The organism is Sphingobacterium bovisgrunnientis, assembly GCF_009829085.1.
GTDB lineage: Bacteria > Bacteroidota > Bacteroidia > Sphingobacteriales > Sphingobacteriaceae > Sphingobacterium > Sphingobacterium bovisgrunnientis.
Genome location: NZ_WUQY01000022.1, coordinates 1 through 16,765 on the forward strand (window position 1 = coordinate 1; position 16,765 = coordinate 16,765).

Genomic DNA, 16,765 nt, shown 5'->3' on the forward strand with positions numbered 1-16,765 from the left:
TTCACAAAAAGCTTTCCTAATTAATAGAAGAGGGCAGATTTTTTTACACCCTAAATTTATTTAGGACAGCTGTGATTTGAATTATGAACATTATTTATACTTACTTGTTTTAGATATAAATTTATTGCACATGAAAAACTTCTACAATTTCTCACTATTTACATATTTACTGCTATCACTTTCTTATGTAGGCTGCCAATCTATTCCGAAAGGTGCTAAAGTAGTCCAAAATTTTGACGCTAAACAATATATTGGAACTTGGTACGAAATTGCACGTATAGATTTTAAACAAGAAAGAAATCTCAATAACACCATTGCGCAATATTCTTTAAAAAATAATGGGGATATAAAAGTGGTTAACTCAGGCTACAATTATGTAAAACAAGAATGGAAAAATGCCGTGGGAAATGCCAAATTCAGAGGTAATGAAAATGAAGGGGCTTTGAAAGTTTCTTTTTTTGGTCCCTTTTATTCGGGTTATAATGTTTTTGCGGTAGATAAGGATTATAAATATGCTTTGGTTGGAGGCAAAAATTTTGACTATTTATGGATTTTATCCAGAGAAAAATCTGTTCCAGAAAATATTAAAAAAGAATATTTGAAAATTGCCACAGAATTTGGCTACGATACAAATGATCTAATCTGGATAGAACATAATATGGACAACCCTTTTGTAAAATAAATATAAAATAGATGTTAGTTAATATTAATATTCAATAACGCAAAAACATTTATTTTAATTATGATGTTATTACAGCATAACTAAAATAAATATAATTATGGCACTATCAACGGGAAATGAAGACCAAGTTACCAAAGCGGTCGAAAAAGAAACCTCAAAAATTCCATCTATCTTGTTTCTTGGCGCAGCATTAGGCGCCATGGCTGTATCTGCAGCATTAAAGTGTGCACGCGGCAAGGATGATAAAGACGCATTATTTGTCGGTCAGTGGGTAGCACCTTTTTTGTTGCTAGGCATTTATAATAAAATCGTCAAAACCGAAGGACACGATTAAATCCCTGTCTCAATCATGAATTTGGCTGAACTAAAGCTTTTAGTTCAGCTTGATATTTATTATCCATTAAAACACTAATTAGATTATGAAAGAGGAAAGATCCAATAAGAAAATTGATATGATTAATAAGCATACTGTAGATAACGCGAACAAACCGCTAACTACAAATGATGGTGTGCATATACATAATAATAATAATACACTAAAGGCTGGCGAACGTGGTCCATCCCTATTAGAAGATTTCATATACCAAGATAAATTAGCGCATTTTGACAGGGAAAGGATTCCAGAGCGTGTTGTGCATGCTCGTGGTTCTGGAGCACATGGAATTTTTGAAGCCACAGCAGATGTATCTAACTATACAAAGGCTAAGTTCTTGAAAAAAGGCACTAAGACACCATTGTTTTTAAGATTTTCCACAGTAGCTGGTTTTAAAGGTTCTACTGACTTAGCGCGAGATGTGCGCGGTTTTTCAGTTAAATTTTATACCGAAGATGGTAATTATGATTTAGTGGGAAACAATATTCCCGTATTTTTCATTCAAGATGCTATGAATTTTCCGGATCTGGTACATGCCGTGAAACCAGAACCAAACAATGAAATGCCACAAGCTGCATCAGCACATGACACTTTTTGGGATTTTGTATCCTTGATGCCCGAGTCGGCACATATGGTGATGTGGGCAATGTCGGATCGTGCTATTCCGCGTTCATTACGTATGATGGAAGGTTTTGGCGTGCATACATTTAAGTTTGTCAATGACGAAGGCAAAGGAACTTTTGTGAAATTTCATTGGAAACCAAAATTAGGTGTTCACCAAGTGGCTTGGCAAGAAGCTCAAAAGATTTCGGGGTATGATGCAGATTTTCACCGGAGGGATTTGTGGGAAGCCATTGACAAAGGAAATTATCCGCAATGGGATCTTGGTGTACAATTAATCCCAGAAGAAGATGAGTTAAAATATTCATTTGACATACTAGACCCAACAAAACTTATGCCAGAAGAGATTGTTCCAGTTCAGATTATTGGAACTATGACCTTAAATCGTAATCCCGAAAATTTCTTTGCAGAAACGGAACAAATCGCTTTTGATCCTGGACGTTTAGTGCCTGGTATTGACTTCAGTAATGATCCGCTATTACAAGGGCGTGTTTTCTCCTATGCAGATACGCAAAATTACCGATTGGGAGGTCCCAACTTTCATGAATTACCTATTAATAGACCTGTAAATGGAAAATACAACAATCAAAAAGACGGTTTTGGTAGACATGATATTCTTAAAGGAAATGTATCTTATTTTCCAAATAGTTTGGGTGGAGGTTGCCCCTATCATGCGATGCTTAAAGGAGAATCTGGCTTCGAATCGCATGCTGAAAAAATAGATGCAAAGAAAATCAGAGGCCGCTCATCATCTTTTGCCGATCACTTCACACAAGCTAGATTATTCTTCCAATCGCAGTCTCCAGCCGAGCAGGAACATATAATTTCAGCATATAGTTTCGAATTATCGAAAATTAATAGTCCGGACATACGCCGAAGAGAGTTGGCTATATTAAATCAAATTGATGATAAGCTTGCCAAAGCTGTCGGTGATAATTTGGGAATCGAGCCACCAAAGGAATTGGATGAGTTGACCGTGCAATTTGCAAGACACAATCACCCTGAATATCCAATCAAAGCGCCTAAGCCTGAGGTTACAACATCTAAAGCATTAAGCATGGAGATAAAACCTGGCGAAGGTAATATTGAAACACGAAAAGTTGCTTTCTTGGTGGATAATGGCGTAAGTAAAGCGAGTATTGATAAAATGAAATCAGCTTTAGAAGCTGAAGGTGCAGAAGCAGTGTTAATAAGTACTAAGGTAGGAAAAGTAAAATTTAAAGAAGGCGGAGAAGAGGATATTCAATTTACGTATTTGACAGAAGCTTCAGTATGTTACGATGCTTTCTACACGCCAGAAGGTGATTCGGTTAAAACGTTAGCAGCAGAACCAGACTATTTTCAATTTATAAACGAAGCATATAGGCATTGTAAAGCGATAGCTTTTGCAAAAGGAGCCGAAGAGCTCATGGAGGATACATTAATAAAAGATATTGATGATGGAATTATTTTAGAATCTAAAAAAGATTTGACTAAAGATTTCATTCATGTAATGAAAGGACATCGTATCTGGGACCGCGAAAAAGCGCGCAAAGTAGCTGTTTAGAAATTAAACATAATATTAACAGCTTTTCAAAATTGAGAAGCTGTTATATAATTATAAATAAATAGATAGTGTGTGATTTCTATTTTAACATTTTTGATATTAATTAATCAAAAATTTTATTATGGTACAATAATAAAAAAATAGATTGCATTAATTAAAGTTTTGTATTTTTTTTAATTATACACTGTAGTGTATATCCTACCGTGTTATTTGAGAGGATATTACAATAATATTTGACCAGCAAAATTTAAATTATTTTAGAAGAGTACGACTTGTGACTAGTCGTGCTTTTAATTTTTGATCTGAAGAAGTATCTTTCTCTATTATAAAATTTTTAATATCTGGTTTTACTAATGCTTGTTTCCAAGAATCAATATTAACTTTTTCATCATCAACATATAAACTATAAAAATTGGAATCTATATTTTTCAATTTAGAATAAATTAGCTTAGAACTTCTTGCATTCTCCTCAGAATTTACGATAATCGTATTAGGATTTGATTTAGGATTGCCAAATAGTGCCTGAGATTGTTTAGTATCTAAAAGGATTACTTGATCTAAATAAATATGATCAGCCATATACCATATTTTATTTTTAGGTAGTTGAATTCCATTATAAATTACCACTGCATCTCTTAAATTTAAATTCGATTCGAATGGGGCATTAAATTCTACTTTTAAAGTACATTTAACATTTACGTTTTTGTCGTCCAATGAGGCTGGAGACCAATCTGAAATATTATTTAGCAATCTAAAAACTTCTTTACTATATGATTTATCGCTACTTTTAATAATGCGCTGATTTCTAATTTTACCAGAAGATGTTATTACATAACTGACAATTACTTCACCTTTTTTTTTGCCATACAGCAATGGCTTCAACGGATATTTCTTATTAGCATTTATGTATTCGGATATATCCGTGAATTCATTTGATAAAATTGCGGGTAAAGTTTTATTAGAGCATTTAAGGAGATTTGCTTGGGTTATTGTGCGTTGGCTCATTGCCAAATCAACAGAGAGAAATAAATAGCAAAAGAATAGAGCTACAATTTTTATTCTAACTGAATACTTAGCACAAAACATAAATTATTTTTATAGGTAGATAATGGTTACAAAAATGGCGAATATTTCGCCACTTCGTAATACCTAATTAAAGGTAATTTTATTAACAGGCACAAAATATGAATTTTATCTTATTAATACAATATTTTACTAATACAGACCTAGATTTTTATTTAAATCATAAACTAATATAATTATAGATTCATCCAAATCGGCAAAGCGAATTCTTTCAACAGATTTGCTAATTGAAATTTTTCATGAGTTACCTTACTTACAAATCTAACTTCTTCTAGCTCTGCATTCGAGTTGGGAAGGTGTATTAAAGGTGTCTTTAGTAGAAATATATTCCCTTGGACAATTGTGTTTTTCTCATTTACAGCTTGCGTTTCGTGCTTACCTAGATATTCAAAATCATCATAAGTAAACTCAAGTTCTAGTTCCTCTTTCAATTCACGCAAAAGAGCATCTTTATAAGATTCGTTACTTTCAACTTTTCCACCTGGCAGCATATAAAATGTTGACTTCTTCTTTCGTACAACTAATAAATCATTATCCGCATTTAATAATAATGCAGATGCAATAACTATTTTATTCTGAGACATTATAGTCTTAACTATTTTATTTTTAGTACGTATTTTATTCCACCAATTATGTGTTTTTGAAATGGTTCAGAATCATAAGATTCGTCTGTATGGCCAAGACCTGTATAGAATGCTCTGCCCCCATCAAACTCTTGAAACCATGCTATTGGATGAAACTTCCCCATCTTACCACCTTTGTATGAAGTCTCGTCAAGTGTCATTAAAATATTTAAACCATCTTTTACATCTCTGAAATCATACCACTCATCGCGGTGAATCCATGTTTGCTGTAAATGTGAAGTTGATGGATGTGTACGGTTTAGTACATCAATTCGAGCCTCTTGCACCTCGGGATGACTCACAAAATACCCTCCAACCAATGCACCATACCAAGGCCAATTGTATTCGGTATCTGATGCAGCATGGATGCCTACATAACCTTTGCCAGACTGAATGAATTTTTGAAAATTTTCTTTTTGCGTTTTGTCAAGTATATCACCAGTCGTATTCAAAAAAATTACTGCATCATATTTTTTAAGACTATCCACATGGAAATGAACTGAATCTTCTGTATGCAAAAACTTTATACCATGTTTGTCCAATAAATTAGAAACTGTAGCCACACCTTTTGGAATACTAGCATGTCTAAAGCCATTAGTTTTAGAAAATATCAAAACTGATTTTCCAGTTTGAGCTTTCGCATAAGTCATAATTCCGAATAGGATAAAGATTATAGAATATAAATTTCTCATGTGAGGGTATTATTTAAATTATAATTGGGATACTTTTGAATAATAGTCTAAAGCAGATTTGATGTCATCCTCTTCGACGTAAATGTTGTACGTACAGTTTCCTATATCTTTTAATAAAGCAAATCCAATCTTGTTGTCTTCGTTCTTTTTATCATTCTTCATCAAATCCACAAACACATGATATTGTTCTTGCGTATAAGAATATTTTGGATATTTTAAAAGGAATGTATTAGTGATATCGGTAAGAGCTTCATCTGTTAAGCCCGTAAATTTATTTGAAAGCCAAGCTTCGCAAATCATGCCTATCGCAATTGCTTCGCCATGCAAAAGTGGTCTTTCGTCGTTAAATAAGGAATATCCTTCAATTGCGTGTCCAATTGTATGTCCGAAATTCAAAATTTTACGAAGACCTTTTTCTGTCGGATCTTGGGTAATAACAGAATTTTTGATCTCAACGGATCTATAAATTATATCCGCAGAAATATTTTCCAAGTCCACTGATTTACAGGTCTCATACAATGATTTATCCTGAATTAAGCCATGCTTAATCACTTCTGCAAAGCCTGATAACAATTGACGGTCATCCAATGTCTGCAAGAATTGGGTACTGATGAAAACAGCTTGAGGTTGTGTAAAGGTACCAATGATATTTTTAACGTTATCCAAATCAATACCTGTTTTACCACCTACTGATGCGTCTACTTGCGACAATAAGGTTGTTGGAATCTGAATAAAATCAATCCCTCTTTTGTATGTCGAAGCAGCAAATCCACCCATATCCGTCACCACACCACCACCTAAGTTTATCATTAAAGCTTTGCGATCCGCACCAAAATCTAACATAGTTTTCCAAACCCCGATACAGAAATCAATGTTTTTATTTTCTTCTCCAGGATCAACTTCGATGATATCGTAATGAATCAAATCTGGAATAGCATTTTGTAATACGGGTAAACAATTATCGTTGGTATTTCTATCGACTAAAACGAGAATCTGTGAATAGCCACGCTCCTCGATGAATGGTAAAAGTGACGCTAAATCTTCTTCAAAATATACGTTGTATCCTAAACTTTGGATTGGTTGCATGTTCTTATTTTATAAGTGTTATTCTATGGGTAAAGATAGAAATAATATTAGATGATTTGGACTTTCATTCCGTCAAATTCAACAATATCTCCCTTACGAACTTTTAATCTTTTACGGTAATCAACCTCTCCATTATATACGACTAATCCTTCGTCTACCATACGCTGAGCCATGCCTCCATGCTCTACCCAATTCAATGCTTTTAATAATTGAATCATTGGAATAAATTCTCCTTCTAACTTGAATGTTTGCATAAACAAAAATAAACCAAAAATATACCAATTCTATCCATATCGTGTAAAAAAGTGCAAAATATATTTATTATAGAGTACTTTTGTTTAGATAACAATTAGAGAAGATGGCATTGCAAGAAACCCTATTGAACTTTGAAAATACGGAAATAGCATTTAAAAATAAGAGTGACAAAGACTTAGAAAGAGCCTATTGGCTTTTCAAGATGGTCGCGTCAAGTACGTTAATTAAAATTGGAACTCCAATAACGAATTTTTCTCTAAATATTGGTTTACCAGTTCAGGGAATTATTCGCAATACTATCTACAAGCAGTTTTGTGGCGGCGAAACTATACAAGGCTGTGCATCTGCTATTGCGGAACTTGGTAAAGGTAATGTAACCACAATTTTAGATTATTCTGTTGAAGGAGAAGATTCTGAAGAAAGTTTTGATGCTTGTTGCAAAGAAGTACTAGCAAGTGTTGCATATGCACGAACAAATAAATTGATTTCATTCTGTGTATTCAAACCTACGGGAGTTGGAAGATTTGATTTATTAGCAAAAATTGATGTAAAACAATCACTTAGTGAAGATGAAAAAGCGGAATTTACGAGACTATTAAAACGTTGTGATGCAATCTGCAAAGCATGTTATGAAGCTGGAATTCCTGTGTTAGTTGATGCAGAACATTCATGGATTCAAGATACAATTGATGATATTGCGCGCGAATTGATGGAACGCTATAACAAAGAGAAACCAATTGTGTACAATACGTATCAATTATACAGACATGACAAATTAGCCTCGTTAAAAGCGGATTTAGCCTATGCAGAAAAACAAGGTTTTTATTTGGGTGCTAAAATAGTACGTGGTGCTTATATGGAAATTGAACGCGAACGTGCAGCTGAAAATGGCTACCCATCTCCTATTCAAGCAACGAAGAATGCCTCAGATATTGATTATAATGAAGCAATATTATTTTGTTTAGATCACATCGATCGCATCGGATTAATGGCCGGTACGCACAATGACCAAAGCAGTATGCTTTTGGCTAAAGAAATGGACAAACGCGGCATTGCACACAATCATTCGCATGTATTCTTTGCGCAGTTATTGGGAATGTCGGATAATCTTTCTTTCAATTTAGGTGCTGCTGGCTATAATGTTGCGAAATATATGCCATATGGGCCAGTAAAAGCTGTAATGCCTTACTTGTTCCGTAGAGCTCAAGAGAATTCTTCAGCTGCTGGACAAACAGGACGAGAGTTGAGCTTAATAATTAAAGAAAAACAACGTCGTAAATCGTTGAAAAAATAAAAATAATGGCTGTATCTTTACAGCCATTATTTGTTTAAAACAATTCCTAAACCTCCATGCATTTAGAAGAAAAAATAAATAAGCTCCAAAGCATAGCTGAACCCTACGAAGCTTTATTATTCGACGTAGACGGGACTTTAGCGGACAATATACACGCACATAAAGCCGCTTATGTGGCAGTTTCAAAAGAATACGGTGTAGATTTGAACCCTGAACTCATCGACGAAACAGCAGGTTGGCCGACAGTTGCTGTTGCCCGTGAAATTTGTAAGAGATACAAGGTGGAATTTGATGTGGAAGTATTTTCAAAGCGAAAATCTCAAATTTTTATTGATGAATTCATTCAACAAACGCAACCTATTGAGTATGTTAGGCAGATTTTATTTCAAAATGTTGGCAAGAAAAAAATCGGCATTGTGTCTGGAGGCAGCAGATCAACTTTAAATATAACCCTAGAGCTCATAGATGTAAATGGGAAATATCAAGCGATTGTCTGTGCAGGCGACACAATTAATGGTAAACCTTCTCCTGAACCTTTCTTACTTTGTGCAGAACAATTAGAAGTAGATCCACATCGCTGTCTTGTATTCGAAGACGGTGATCCTGGAGTACAAGGTGCTATTGCAGCAGGAATGGGCTGGGTAAGGATTGACCAATTATAAAAAATAATACTTCTTAAAAAGTAGTAATTATTCGAATACCACTATTTGTGTAATCCAAATCAGATTTGCGAAATTGTCCCAACGGTACCTTAACAAAAGGCTCAACAGAAAGGGACATTTTCTTATTCATATTAACTTTTTTACCTAGTGAAAAATTTGCAAAACCGCTAAAACCCTTTGGATTAACATTATCTTGAAGAGATTTAACTGTTTTAACCTTTGTCTTATTTAAGCTTTGTGCGGCATTAGGAATTAATGATTCTTTATCCTGAAGAGAAGACACACCAACATTTTCAATGTATTGCGCCTCACGCTGCTGATTAATAATAGCTGAATATGAAACTCCTGCTGAAGAGTAGAATCCCTTATTAAAATTATAGGTCACATCCAAAGGTATTTCTAGTGCTTCCACCTTACCCATAACGGCATTAACATTCGGAAGAATCATTTGCTGTTTGTTTGAGAAATTTAATTCTCCTGCTAGCGGTGAATTTTGGTAAGAATTTTCCATACTTATTTTCTCCGAATATGCCATATCCATAGGATCTTTAATAACTCCAACAGAGTATGAATTGTAGGATGTTCCTGTACGTAAACTTATTTTCGAATTAATAGCATAAGATACTAAGAAACCTGCACCTACATCAAATTTGTCTGCCGTACGGTGCGGAGAAACGTATAATCCCAGTTGAAACTTATCACCTAATGACATTTTATTTTCGTTATTAATAGGAGCTAAATTCCTTGTCACGCCCATATTCACAGCTTGAGAAGCAAGCGTAATTACATTTGGAAGAATTAATTCTGGATATGATGATTCCTCATCTGTAGTTTCTAAAATTGGTAAAATTTTAGGTTCCACCTTTTTCAAATTAGCAATAGATAGTGAGGTCAGTGTGGGCTGAATTACATTCAATTCATTATCTAAACCTTCAATGGTAACACTTGAAGAATATGGTAACTTAGAATGAGACTTTAACCTAGACGAGTTTGCGCCTTTATCTGAATCGTTCAATGCGATTGTTGTTGACTCTAAAGTTAAAGTGTGTCTATTCCGAGAATTTTCTAATATATTCGAAGAGCTTGTGTCTGAAATAGTTGGACTAGATTTAGCTATTTGGGTATCAACTGTAATATCATTTTCTTGCGAACGATATATGTATAACGATACAGCTAGAACCGATAGACCGATTGCAGCAATAGTTGCCAAACGTTTAAATGATATGACGTTAGTATTTCCAGCCTTACCTTGTTGCGCTGCAAATCTTTCCCAAGCCCCCTCACGATAAGGAAGTTCTTGCGAAGCCTTTAATTTAGCCTTAATATCTTCTATTAAATCTTTATTATTCATATATGTAGATATTAACCAACTTTAATTTTATTCAACATTTCAAATTGCTCTTGATACAATATTCTCAATCTGGATTTAGCACGAGTTAGATAAGTTCTGCAAGTACTATCTGGAATATTAAGCTTTTTACTAATTTCATCGTGTGAATAACCTTCAATTTCATATAGATTGAATATTGTACGTTGAATTTCTGGTAATTTATTTAACAAAGCTAAAATATCATTCACTTCTAAATTGCTTGATAATGAAACAGAATTATTCTCTATTTCTATCTCATTTATATCATCAATATCGAGTGTAACTTTTTGTGCTCTTAATTTATCGATAGACGTATTGACAGTGATACGAGCAATCCAACCTTTAAATGATTTCTCTAATGCAGATTCATCACTAAGAATTTCAAAATTGGATAACTTTTTGAAAATCTTGACAAAGCTTTCGTTGACTATATCCTCTGCTTCCATTTCATTCTTCACGTAACGAAGAGAAACTGCCATCATATAACCATAAAACCGCTTATACAAGAAAGATTGGCTACGTGCACTTTGTTGTACTAGACAATCTTCCAAAGCAGACTTCAATGTCAATGGACTATTTCTTTTGAAATATCTGGAAACTATACTCACTCGTGCAGTTGAACTTTGTCTTTTTTGTATTTCTAAAGTTAAAGAATTATTATTGATAATCACTTTTGCTCTGTCATTATACAGGTATAACGTACCTTTTAATATGTATGCTACATCATATTCTAAAATAATTACGGTCAATTTTTATTATTGATTAACAGCTGATATTTGCTTATATTTAATTGAAAGGAGATTCTGCTATGAAACATATATTATTGCCAACGGATTATTCAGACCATGCTAATAATGCGTTTTTCTATGCTTTACATTTAGCCAACAAATTTGGTGTTAAGCTGTATGTACTCTTCTCGTATATACCTCCTGTATTATCAGCAGCACATGCCGGTCAGCCTGAAATGCTCAACACCGTTTATCAGGAAATTGAAAATTCACGCAAAGATTTTTCTTTGCGTAAGAATAAAGAGTTGATGCAAAAGGCCATTGCGCAAAATATAGATACCACAAATGTAGAGTTTCTATTTGACCATGGAACGGTACTTGGTGGGGTGAAGAATGCTATAGCGAATCAAGAAGTAAGTTTGATTGTAATGGGCGTATATGGTGCTTCTGGGTTTGCTGGAGAATTTATGGGTAGTAATACGACGACAGTCATTCGCAATGTAACATTACCAGTTTTAGCTATACCATTACAAGCGAAATACAATCCAATTCAGAAAATAGGTTTTACTACTTTATTTAAAGAAAAGGATTTTCATGCTTTGGAGCAAATCGTTGAGATAAGTTCTTTGGTAGACGCTAAAGTATATTGTGTTAACGTCAAAACTGAAGCAAGTAGTCCTTCCGAAGTACTGTTGAATGCAGAAAAATGGACTAAAAGTTTTAAGGATCAAGAGTTGAAATTTGTGTTTCTTGAAAAAGAAAATTCTGTTGAAGAGACTGTTAATAGATTTATTTTAGATAATGATATAGACGTACTTGCTATTGTACGGCGCAACAGAAACTTTTTTGATCGATTGATGCGCTCAAGTTTATCTACCAAACTCACATTTCATTCGGAAATACCTATATTCGTATTTCATGAATCGAAATAGTTTGGGACGATGAATATTCAGATAATTCAAGATAAATTGAAAGCGCTGCAACTTTTGGATAGCAAAATTCAAAAGTATACGTTGCTAATCGATGATAAAATGATAGAGCAAGGAGCATTATTTTTTGTACCGCTTGGTGGTAAAGAAATAAAAATTGTGATTCCTGCTCCTTCGCATCAAGATTTTTTGAAAGATGAATCCAAAGTCACATACAAAAACTTACTATTGCGAAAGGAAATTATTATCCTGAAATGACGACTTAAACACCTTTAAAATCTATTTCCTCCAAGTATTCATATAACTTTAAGTATTTTGAGATAGCTTCGCGTTTTCTATTATCAAGATTAAAATCCAAATTTTCTGTCAAGTAGATCTTGTAATCAAAATTTGGATAAGAAGGTAATCCGGTAATTACATCTAATGGATGTGAAACACCTTTTCTCAATGCTATATTAAAATCGGAAATAAAATCCTCAGGTAATTTTTTATTTGAAACCCACACCGCGTAAGCAAAAGGTAAACCTGTAAAATCCTTCCAAATTTCGCCCAAATCATAGACATATGGTACAGTATCTTTTTGTCCAAAAGTACGGTCTCCAATTAAAACATATGCATCAGCTTCTCCATCCACTACAACCTCAACGTCCAATTTCCAGTGATGCTTAAGAAGAATGCGTGCTAAACCATTGGAGGTACGAGACTGGGGATCTAATCGTAAACTACGAATCTGCTCGATAGGCTTTGTGGAAAAAATAAATACCGAATCCACAGCACCATCTGAACCAATACAGTAATCTGTTACGATATGATAATCGGGAATTCTAGTTAAGGCAGCTACAGGAATTATGCCTAAATCTGCTTCATTTTGAATAACTTTTCGAGCACATTCTGCTGGCACATCTACACTTAAATCAATTTGCTCTAAAAGCTTAGGAGATTCTTTTATCCCTTGTAAAAACGGCAATGTATTGGTATAACTTACCGCCGAAACTTTTATTTTACTCATTCCAACTCCTCTAAATGCGCCGTATTATAATAATCAATTATAGTAAATTTTCCATTCTCGTATGTTAATACATACAAAGCTGTATTGGTATGGCGAAAGTCTTCCATATTGCAAACTGACGTGTCTGTGAGATGACAAAGCATAATACGCAATGCTCTACCGTGCATACATACTAAAATAGTTTCTTCATCCTCATGCTCCAAGATATAGGCGATAGCTTCTTTCTGCCTTTGAACAAGCTGATTTGGGGATTCACCGTTTTCAATTCGGACATCTAATTCGTTATTTTTCCACGAAGAAACTAATTCTTTGAAACCTTGCATAATCGTCTCATCTTGAACTTTTCCTTCATAAATACCCCACGAAATTTCGTCTAAACCAATTAAATCCTCGCGTGGAATGCCTAACTCATTGACAAAACGTACGACGGTTTCGTGCGTACGAACAAGTGTTGAAGTATATATTTTGTCAAAGGGAATATGTCTGTATGCATTGAAAAAAGCATCCGCCTGTTTTCTGCCGTTATCATTTAGTGAAGTGTTCACACCTCTTCCCTGCACAATTCCTTTCAAATTGAGATCAGTTTGTCCGTGTCTTATAAAATAAAAAGTCTTTTTCACTACCCAACAATTTATTTAATTGACAACAGGTAAAGCGTAGTATTTCTTTGACTTATCCTCTTCAAATACAACATCATTATAATCCGTAACAACATTATATAATGTATCCCGCTCAATCGGATGACGACCTACATTTTTGATAAGCTGAACCAATTCTTGTGTACTCATTGCTGGTGTTTGTTCTTCTGCACCAGCCATAGAATATATTTTTGTAGTATCATCCAATGTGCCATCAATATCATCAACACCATATGCCAATGACAATTGTGCAGTATCGCGCGAAATCATCGCCCAGTAGGCTTTGATATGTGGAAAATTATCCATGTAGATACGTGCGATGGCGTAATTTCTTAAATCTTCAATAACAGAAACTTCAGGCACATGCGCCATTTGGTTGTCTTTATTTCTGAATTTTAATGGAATAAAAGTTTGAAATCCACCAGTTTTATCCTGCAAAGAACGCAAACGCTCCATATGATCTACTCTATGCCAAAATTCTTCGATATGTCCATAAAGCATCGTAGCATTCGTATGCATTCCTAATTTATGCGCTTGTTCGTGAATGTCCAGCCATTGTTCCGCCGTACATTTATCATGCGCAATCTGTTCCCTGATTTCAGGATGAAAAATCTCGGCACCACCTCCCGGCATAGAATCCAAACCGCATTCTTTCAAGTATTTCATACCGTCATAATGCGATAGTTTAGCCTTTTTGAAGATGTAGTAATACTCCACAGGAGTCAACCCTTTGATGTGTAAATCAGGACGATGTGCTTTACACCGTTTGAAAAATTCAGCGTAAAATTCGAGATTTTGTTTTGGAACCACCCCACCAGTGATATGCACTTCGGTAACAGGCTCATTGTCGTATCTTTTGACAATATCAAGCATACCATCTATGTCCATTTCCCAACCTTCTGCACGTTCCTTTATCATGCGCGAATATGAACAAAATTTACAATCGTACACGCACACATTCGTAGGCTCGATGTGGAAATTTCTGTTGAAAAAAGTGTAATTTCCGTGTTTTTTTTCGCGTATATAGTTAGCAAGAACACCTAAATAGTTAAGTTCTCCCTTTGTGTATAATATTACTCCCTCATCAAACGATATACGTTCTTCAGCTAGTACCTTTTCAGCAATTCTTTTTAAATCAGTGTCCAAATTCGGATTATTGATTATAAAAGTAAGCTTCCTCTCTGCATTCATATATTACTCCTTCTGTTCAAATATATCAAAAACAATGTGAAACCCTTAAAACATAATGCTCTTAAGCTTCCACAAATTGTTGCATGTCGATCAATCTTTTATATAACCCGTTTTGATTTATTAGCTCCAAATGCGAACCAACTTCCACAATTTTCCCAGCCTCCAATACTACAATTTTATCGGCATTTTGGATGGTACTTAAACGGTGTGCTATAACTACTGTTGTTCTGTTCTCCATCAACTTATACAACGCATCTTGAACCAATCTTTCGGATTCTGTATCCAACGCTGAAGTTGCTTCATCCAACAACATAATAGGTGGATTTTTAAGCACTGCACGCGCAATACAAATACGTTGACGCTGTCCTCCCGAAAGTTTAGATCCTCTATCACCAATGTTCGTTTGATAACCTTCTGGAGTTGTTAATATAAAATCGTGAGCATTCGCAATTTTTGCAGCAGCTTCAACTTCTTCTTGGGTTGCATTTTCATTGGCAAACGCGATATTATTGAATATGGTATCGTTAAATAAGATAGACTCTTGATTAACTGTTCCAATTATCCCACGTAGCGAATCTTGATTAAATGACTTAATATTTTTACCATCAAAAAGAATTTCTCCACCTGTAACATCCATAAATCTTGGAATTAAATCAACCAATGTTGATTTACCTCCCCCCGAAGGTCCGACTAATGCAATGGTCTGTCCCTTTGCGATAGTCAGATTGATATTATGCAAAATTTGTTTCTCACCGTAAGAAAAATCAACATTTTCAAAAGTAATATCTGAATCAAATGCTGTCACAATTTCCGCATTTGGAACATCTTCCACATTGTTTTTCTCATCGATCAATTCCAACACACGTTCACCAGCCGCAATACCATTATGGACATTAGAAAAAGAATCTGTCAAAGCTTTTGCAGGACGCATCACCTGAGAAAATATTGCGATATATCCGATGAATTCAGAAGCTTTCAAATCCCCTTCACCATTAAGCACTAAGCTACCCCCGTACAACAATATGATGGCCACCATAGCAACACCTAAAAGCTCTGAAACTGGAGAACCCATTTGTTGTCTACGAACCATTCTACGCATAATTTTGGAATAGTTTTCACTTTCTTGATTAAATCTGTTTTTGATAAAAGTCGATGCGTTAAAAGCTTTTATGATTTTGACACCTGACAATGCTTCATCCAAATTTGAAATCATTTTACCATAAGATTCTTGTCCTTCCTTAGCTTGCGACTTTAATTTTTTCACTATCCGAGAAATCACAAAAGCAGAAATTGGAATAACTAAAATCGAAAACAACGTCAATTTTGCAGACAATGAAAATAATACAACAATATATGCAAGCAACTGAAGTGGCTCTTTAAATACAACCTGTAAAGTACCTGTAACTGAAAATTGTACCACCTGAACATCAGATGCAATCTTGGAAATAATATCACCTTTCCTTTGATTCGAAAAATAGCCTGTATGCAAATTCATCACATTATTGAATACCGCTTTACGAAGATTTAATAAGGTATGTATGCGTAGGTTTTCCATTATTCTTTGGGAAAGATAGCGAAAAAGATTACTGATAAATACAGAAATAATAATAACAACACATACATATTTTAGTGCTTCGTAAGGCCCTAAATCAAAATACAATCTATCCGCATAATACGTGAACCAATCACCAAACTCTAACCAACTCTCAGGCTTTGTAACAACAGCAGGAGCTTGAATCTCTGCATCGCCTGTACCTTTGAAAAGAACTTGTAATAACGGCACGAGTAAGGCCAAATTTAACGTTCCAAAAATTACAGTGATAATTGTACAGATAATGTATGGTATAGCATATTTTTCAATAGGCTTGGCAAAAGATAATAATCTAAAGTATGTTTTCATTCACAAATTCTCAATAAGCAAAAATAGTAAAAATGACGGTCAATTAATTGATAATCGAAATATACACTCAAAATGTTGCATATA

The 16,765-nt window shown here is 34.5% G+C and carries 18 protein-coding genes; 7 read left to right on the plus strand and 11 right to left on the minus strand.

The features are described from left to right. The first annotated feature begins 130 nt into the window (after window positions 1-130). The 3 genes from GOQ16_RS11150 (at window position 131) to GOQ16_RS11160 (ending at window position 3,222) form a co-directional block, all read left to right on the plus strand. Window positions 131-682 (plus strand): lipocalin family protein, encoded by a 552-nt coding sequence (locus GOQ16_RS11150; RefSeq protein ID WP_160069354.1) that lies wholly within the window; start codon window positions 131-133, stop codon window positions 680-682. Between the two features lie 97 nt (window positions 683-779). Then, window positions 780-1,016, plus strand: a complete 237-nt coding sequence (locus GOQ16_RS11155) for a hypothetical protein (protein WP_149914128.1) — start codon at window positions 780-782, stop codon at window positions 1,014-1,016. Between the two features lie 85 nt (window positions 1,017-1,101). Beyond that, on the plus strand, window positions 1,102-3,222 hold the full coding sequence (locus GOQ16_RS11160; protein WP_160069355.1) for a catalase: 2,121 nt from the start codon (window positions 1,102-1,104) through the stop codon (window positions 3,220-3,222). 252 nt (window positions 3,223-3,474) lie between these two features. Here GOQ16_RS11160 and GOQ16_RS11165 read toward each other — a convergent pair whose 3' ends face one another. The 5 genes from GOQ16_RS11165 to GOQ16_RS11185 form a co-directional block, all read right to left on the minus strand. Next, window positions 3,475-4,308 (minus strand): energy transducer TonB, encoded by an 834-nt coding sequence (locus tag GOQ16_RS11165; RefSeq protein ID WP_160069356.1) that lies wholly within the window; start codon window positions 4,306-4,308, stop codon window positions 3,475-3,477. Between the two features lie 173 nt (window positions 4,309-4,481). Further along, window positions 4,482-4,889 (minus strand): NUDIX domain-containing protein, encoded by a 408-nt coding sequence (locus tag GOQ16_RS11170; protein ID WP_160069357.1) that lies wholly within the window; start codon window positions 4,887-4,889, stop codon window positions 4,482-4,484. A gap of 11 nt (window positions 4,890-4,900) precedes the next feature. After that, window positions 4,901-5,620: a ThuA domain-containing protein gene (locus GOQ16_RS11175; RefSeq protein ID WP_160069358.1), complete on the minus strand. Its 720-nt coding sequence runs from the start codon at window positions 5,618-5,620 to the stop codon at window positions 4,901-4,903. An 18-nt stretch (window positions 5,621-5,638) separates the two neighbouring features. Then, window positions 5,639-6,706, minus strand: coding sequence for a 3-dehydroquinate synthase (aroB, locus tag GOQ16_RS11180; RefSeq protein ID WP_160069359.1), 1,068 nt, complete (start codon window positions 6,704-6,706; stop codon window positions 5,639-5,641). Window positions 6,707-6,753: 47 nt separating this feature from the next. Then, complete coding sequence (locus GOQ16_RS11185; RefSeq protein WP_160069360.1) at window positions 6,754-6,960, minus strand: RNA-binding S4 domain-containing protein; 207 nt, start codon at window positions 6,958-6,960, stop codon at window positions 6,754-6,756. A 104-nt stretch (window positions 6,961-7,064) separates the two neighbouring features. On the opposite strand from GOQ16_RS11185, the gene GOQ16_RS11190 reads away from it, so the two are divergent. Further along, window positions 7,065-8,255, plus strand: a complete 1,191-nt coding sequence (locus tag GOQ16_RS11190) for a proline dehydrogenase family protein (protein ID WP_160069361.1) — start codon at window positions 7,065-7,067, stop codon at window positions 8,253-8,255. 56 nt (window positions 8,256-8,311) lie between these two features. Then, window positions 8,312-8,917 carry an HAD family hydrolase gene (locus tag GOQ16_RS11195; RefSeq protein ID WP_160069362.1) on the plus strand — a complete coding sequence of 202 codons (606 nt, stop codon included), beginning with the start codon at window positions 8,312-8,314 and terminating at the stop codon, window positions 8,915-8,917. A 13-nt stretch (window positions 8,918-8,930) separates the two neighbouring features. Here the strand turns inward: GOQ16_RS11195 and GOQ16_RS11200 are convergent, their stop codons facing one another. Continuing rightward, complete coding sequence (locus tag GOQ16_RS11200) at window positions 8,931-10,268, minus strand: hypothetical protein (protein WP_160069363.1); 1,338 nt, start codon at window positions 10,266-10,268, stop codon at window positions 8,931-8,933. Window positions 10,269-10,279: 11 nt separating this feature from the next. Next, window positions 10,280-11,035 carry an RNA polymerase sigma factor gene (locus GOQ16_RS11205; protein WP_240141019.1) on the minus strand — a complete coding sequence of 252 codons (756 nt, stop codon included), beginning with the start codon at window positions 11,033-11,035 and terminating at the stop codon, window positions 10,280-10,282. A 59-nt stretch (window positions 11,036-11,094) separates the two neighbouring features. On the opposite strand from GOQ16_RS11205, the gene GOQ16_RS11210 reads away from it, so the two are divergent. Next, window positions 11,095-11,946, plus strand: a complete 852-nt coding sequence (locus tag GOQ16_RS11210; RefSeq protein WP_160069364.1) for a universal stress protein — start codon at window positions 11,095-11,097, stop codon at window positions 11,944-11,946. A gap of 9 nt (window positions 11,947-11,955) precedes the next feature. Then, the gene (locus GOQ16_RS11215; RefSeq protein ID WP_160069365.1) at window positions 11,956-12,201 is read left to right on the plus strand and encodes a hypothetical protein; all 246 of its coding nucleotides are present in this window, start codon (window positions 11,956-11,958) and stop codon (window positions 12,199-12,201) included. Between the two features lie 4 nt (window positions 12,202-12,205). Here the strand turns inward: GOQ16_RS11215 and GOQ16_RS11220 are convergent, their stop codons facing one another. From GOQ16_RS11220 to GOQ16_RS11235, 4 genes are all read right to left on the minus strand, one after another. After that, a complete protein-coding gene (locus GOQ16_RS11220) occupies window positions 12,206-12,952 on the minus strand; it encodes a menaquinone biosynthetic enzyme MqnA/MqnD family protein (RefSeq protein WP_160069366.1) in 747 nt (248 codons plus the stop codon). Further along, a complete protein-coding gene (locus GOQ16_RS11225; RefSeq protein WP_160069367.1) occupies window positions 12,949-13,572 on the minus strand; it encodes a histidine phosphatase family protein in 624 nt (207 codons plus the stop codon). The genes GOQ16_RS11220 and GOQ16_RS11225 overlap by 4 nt, the downstream gene beginning before the upstream one ends. Window positions 13,573-13,587: 15 nt before the next feature. After that, on the minus strand, window positions 13,588-14,781 hold the full coding sequence (gene mqnE, locus GOQ16_RS11230; RefSeq protein ID WP_160069368.1) for an aminofutalosine synthase MqnE: 1,194 nt from the start codon (window positions 14,779-14,781) through the stop codon (window positions 13,588-13,590). 61 nt (window positions 14,782-14,842) lie between these two features. Then, entirely contained in the window at window positions 14,843-16,681 is a 1,839-nt protein-coding gene (locus GOQ16_RS11235) for an ABC transporter ATP-binding protein (RefSeq protein WP_160069369.1), read from the minus strand. Window positions 16,682-16,765: the final 84 nt, after the last annotated feature.

Bases quoted from the DNA above. Each gene is read 5' to 3' on its own strand.
- GOQ16_RS11220 (WP_160069366.1), bottom strand. From the start codon at position 12,952: ATGAGTAAAATAAAAGTTTCGGCGGTAAGTTATACCAATACATTGCCG.
- GOQ16_RS11190 (WP_160069361.1), top strand. From the start codon at position 7,065: ATGGCATTGCAAGAAACCCTATTGAACTTTGAAAATACGGAAATAGCA.
- GOQ16_RS11155 (WP_149914128.1), top strand. From the start codon at position 780: ATGGCACTATCAACGGGAAATGAAGACCAAGTTACCAAAGCGGTCGAA.
- GOQ16_RS11160 (WP_160069355.1), top strand. From the start codon at position 1,102: ATGAAAGAGGAAAGATCCAATAAGAAAATTGATATGATTAATAAGCAT.
- GOQ16_RS11200 (WP_160069363.1), bottom strand. From the start codon at position 10,268: ATGAATAATAAAGATTTAATAGAAGATATTAAGGCTAAATTAAAGGCT.
- mqnE (WP_160069368.1), bottom strand. From the start codon at position 14,781: ATGAATGCAGAGAGGAAGCTTACTTTTATAATCAATAATCCGAATTTG.
- GOQ16_RS11165 (WP_160069356.1), bottom strand. From the start codon at position 4,308: ATGTTTTGTGCTAAGTATTCAGTTAGAATAAAAATTGTAGCTCTATTC.
- GOQ16_RS11150 (WP_160069354.1), top strand. From the start codon at position 131: ATGAAAAACTTCTACAATTTCTCACTATTTACATATTTACTGCTATCA.
- GOQ16_RS11210 (WP_160069364.1), top strand. From the start codon at position 11,095: ATGAAACATATATTATTGCCAACGGATTATTCAGACCATGCTAATAAT.
- aroB (WP_160069359.1), bottom strand. From the start codon at position 6,706: ATGCAACCAATCCAAAGTTTAGGATACAACGTATATTTTGAAGAAGAT.
- GOQ16_RS11170 (WP_160069357.1), bottom strand. From the start codon at position 4,889: ATGTCTCAGAATAAAATAGTTATTGCATCTGCATTATTATTAAATGCG.
- GOQ16_RS11215 (WP_160069365.1), top strand. From the start codon at position 11,956: ATGAATATTCAGATAATTCAAGATAAATTGAAAGCGCTGCAACTTTTG.
- GOQ16_RS11195 (WP_160069362.1), top strand. From the start codon at position 8,312: ATGCATTTAGAAGAAAAAATAAATAAGCTCCAAAGCATAGCTGAACCC.
- GOQ16_RS11185 (WP_160069360.1), bottom strand. From the start codon at position 6,960: ATGCAAACATTCAAGTTAGAAGGAGAATTTATTCCAATGATTCAATTA.
- GOQ16_RS11235 (WP_160069369.1), bottom strand. From the start codon at position 16,681: ATGAAAACATACTTTAGATTATTATCTTTTGCCAAGCCTATTGAAAAA.
- GOQ16_RS11175 (WP_160069358.1), bottom strand. From the start codon at position 5,620: ATGAGAAATTTATATTCTATAATCTTTATCCTATTCGGAATTATGACT.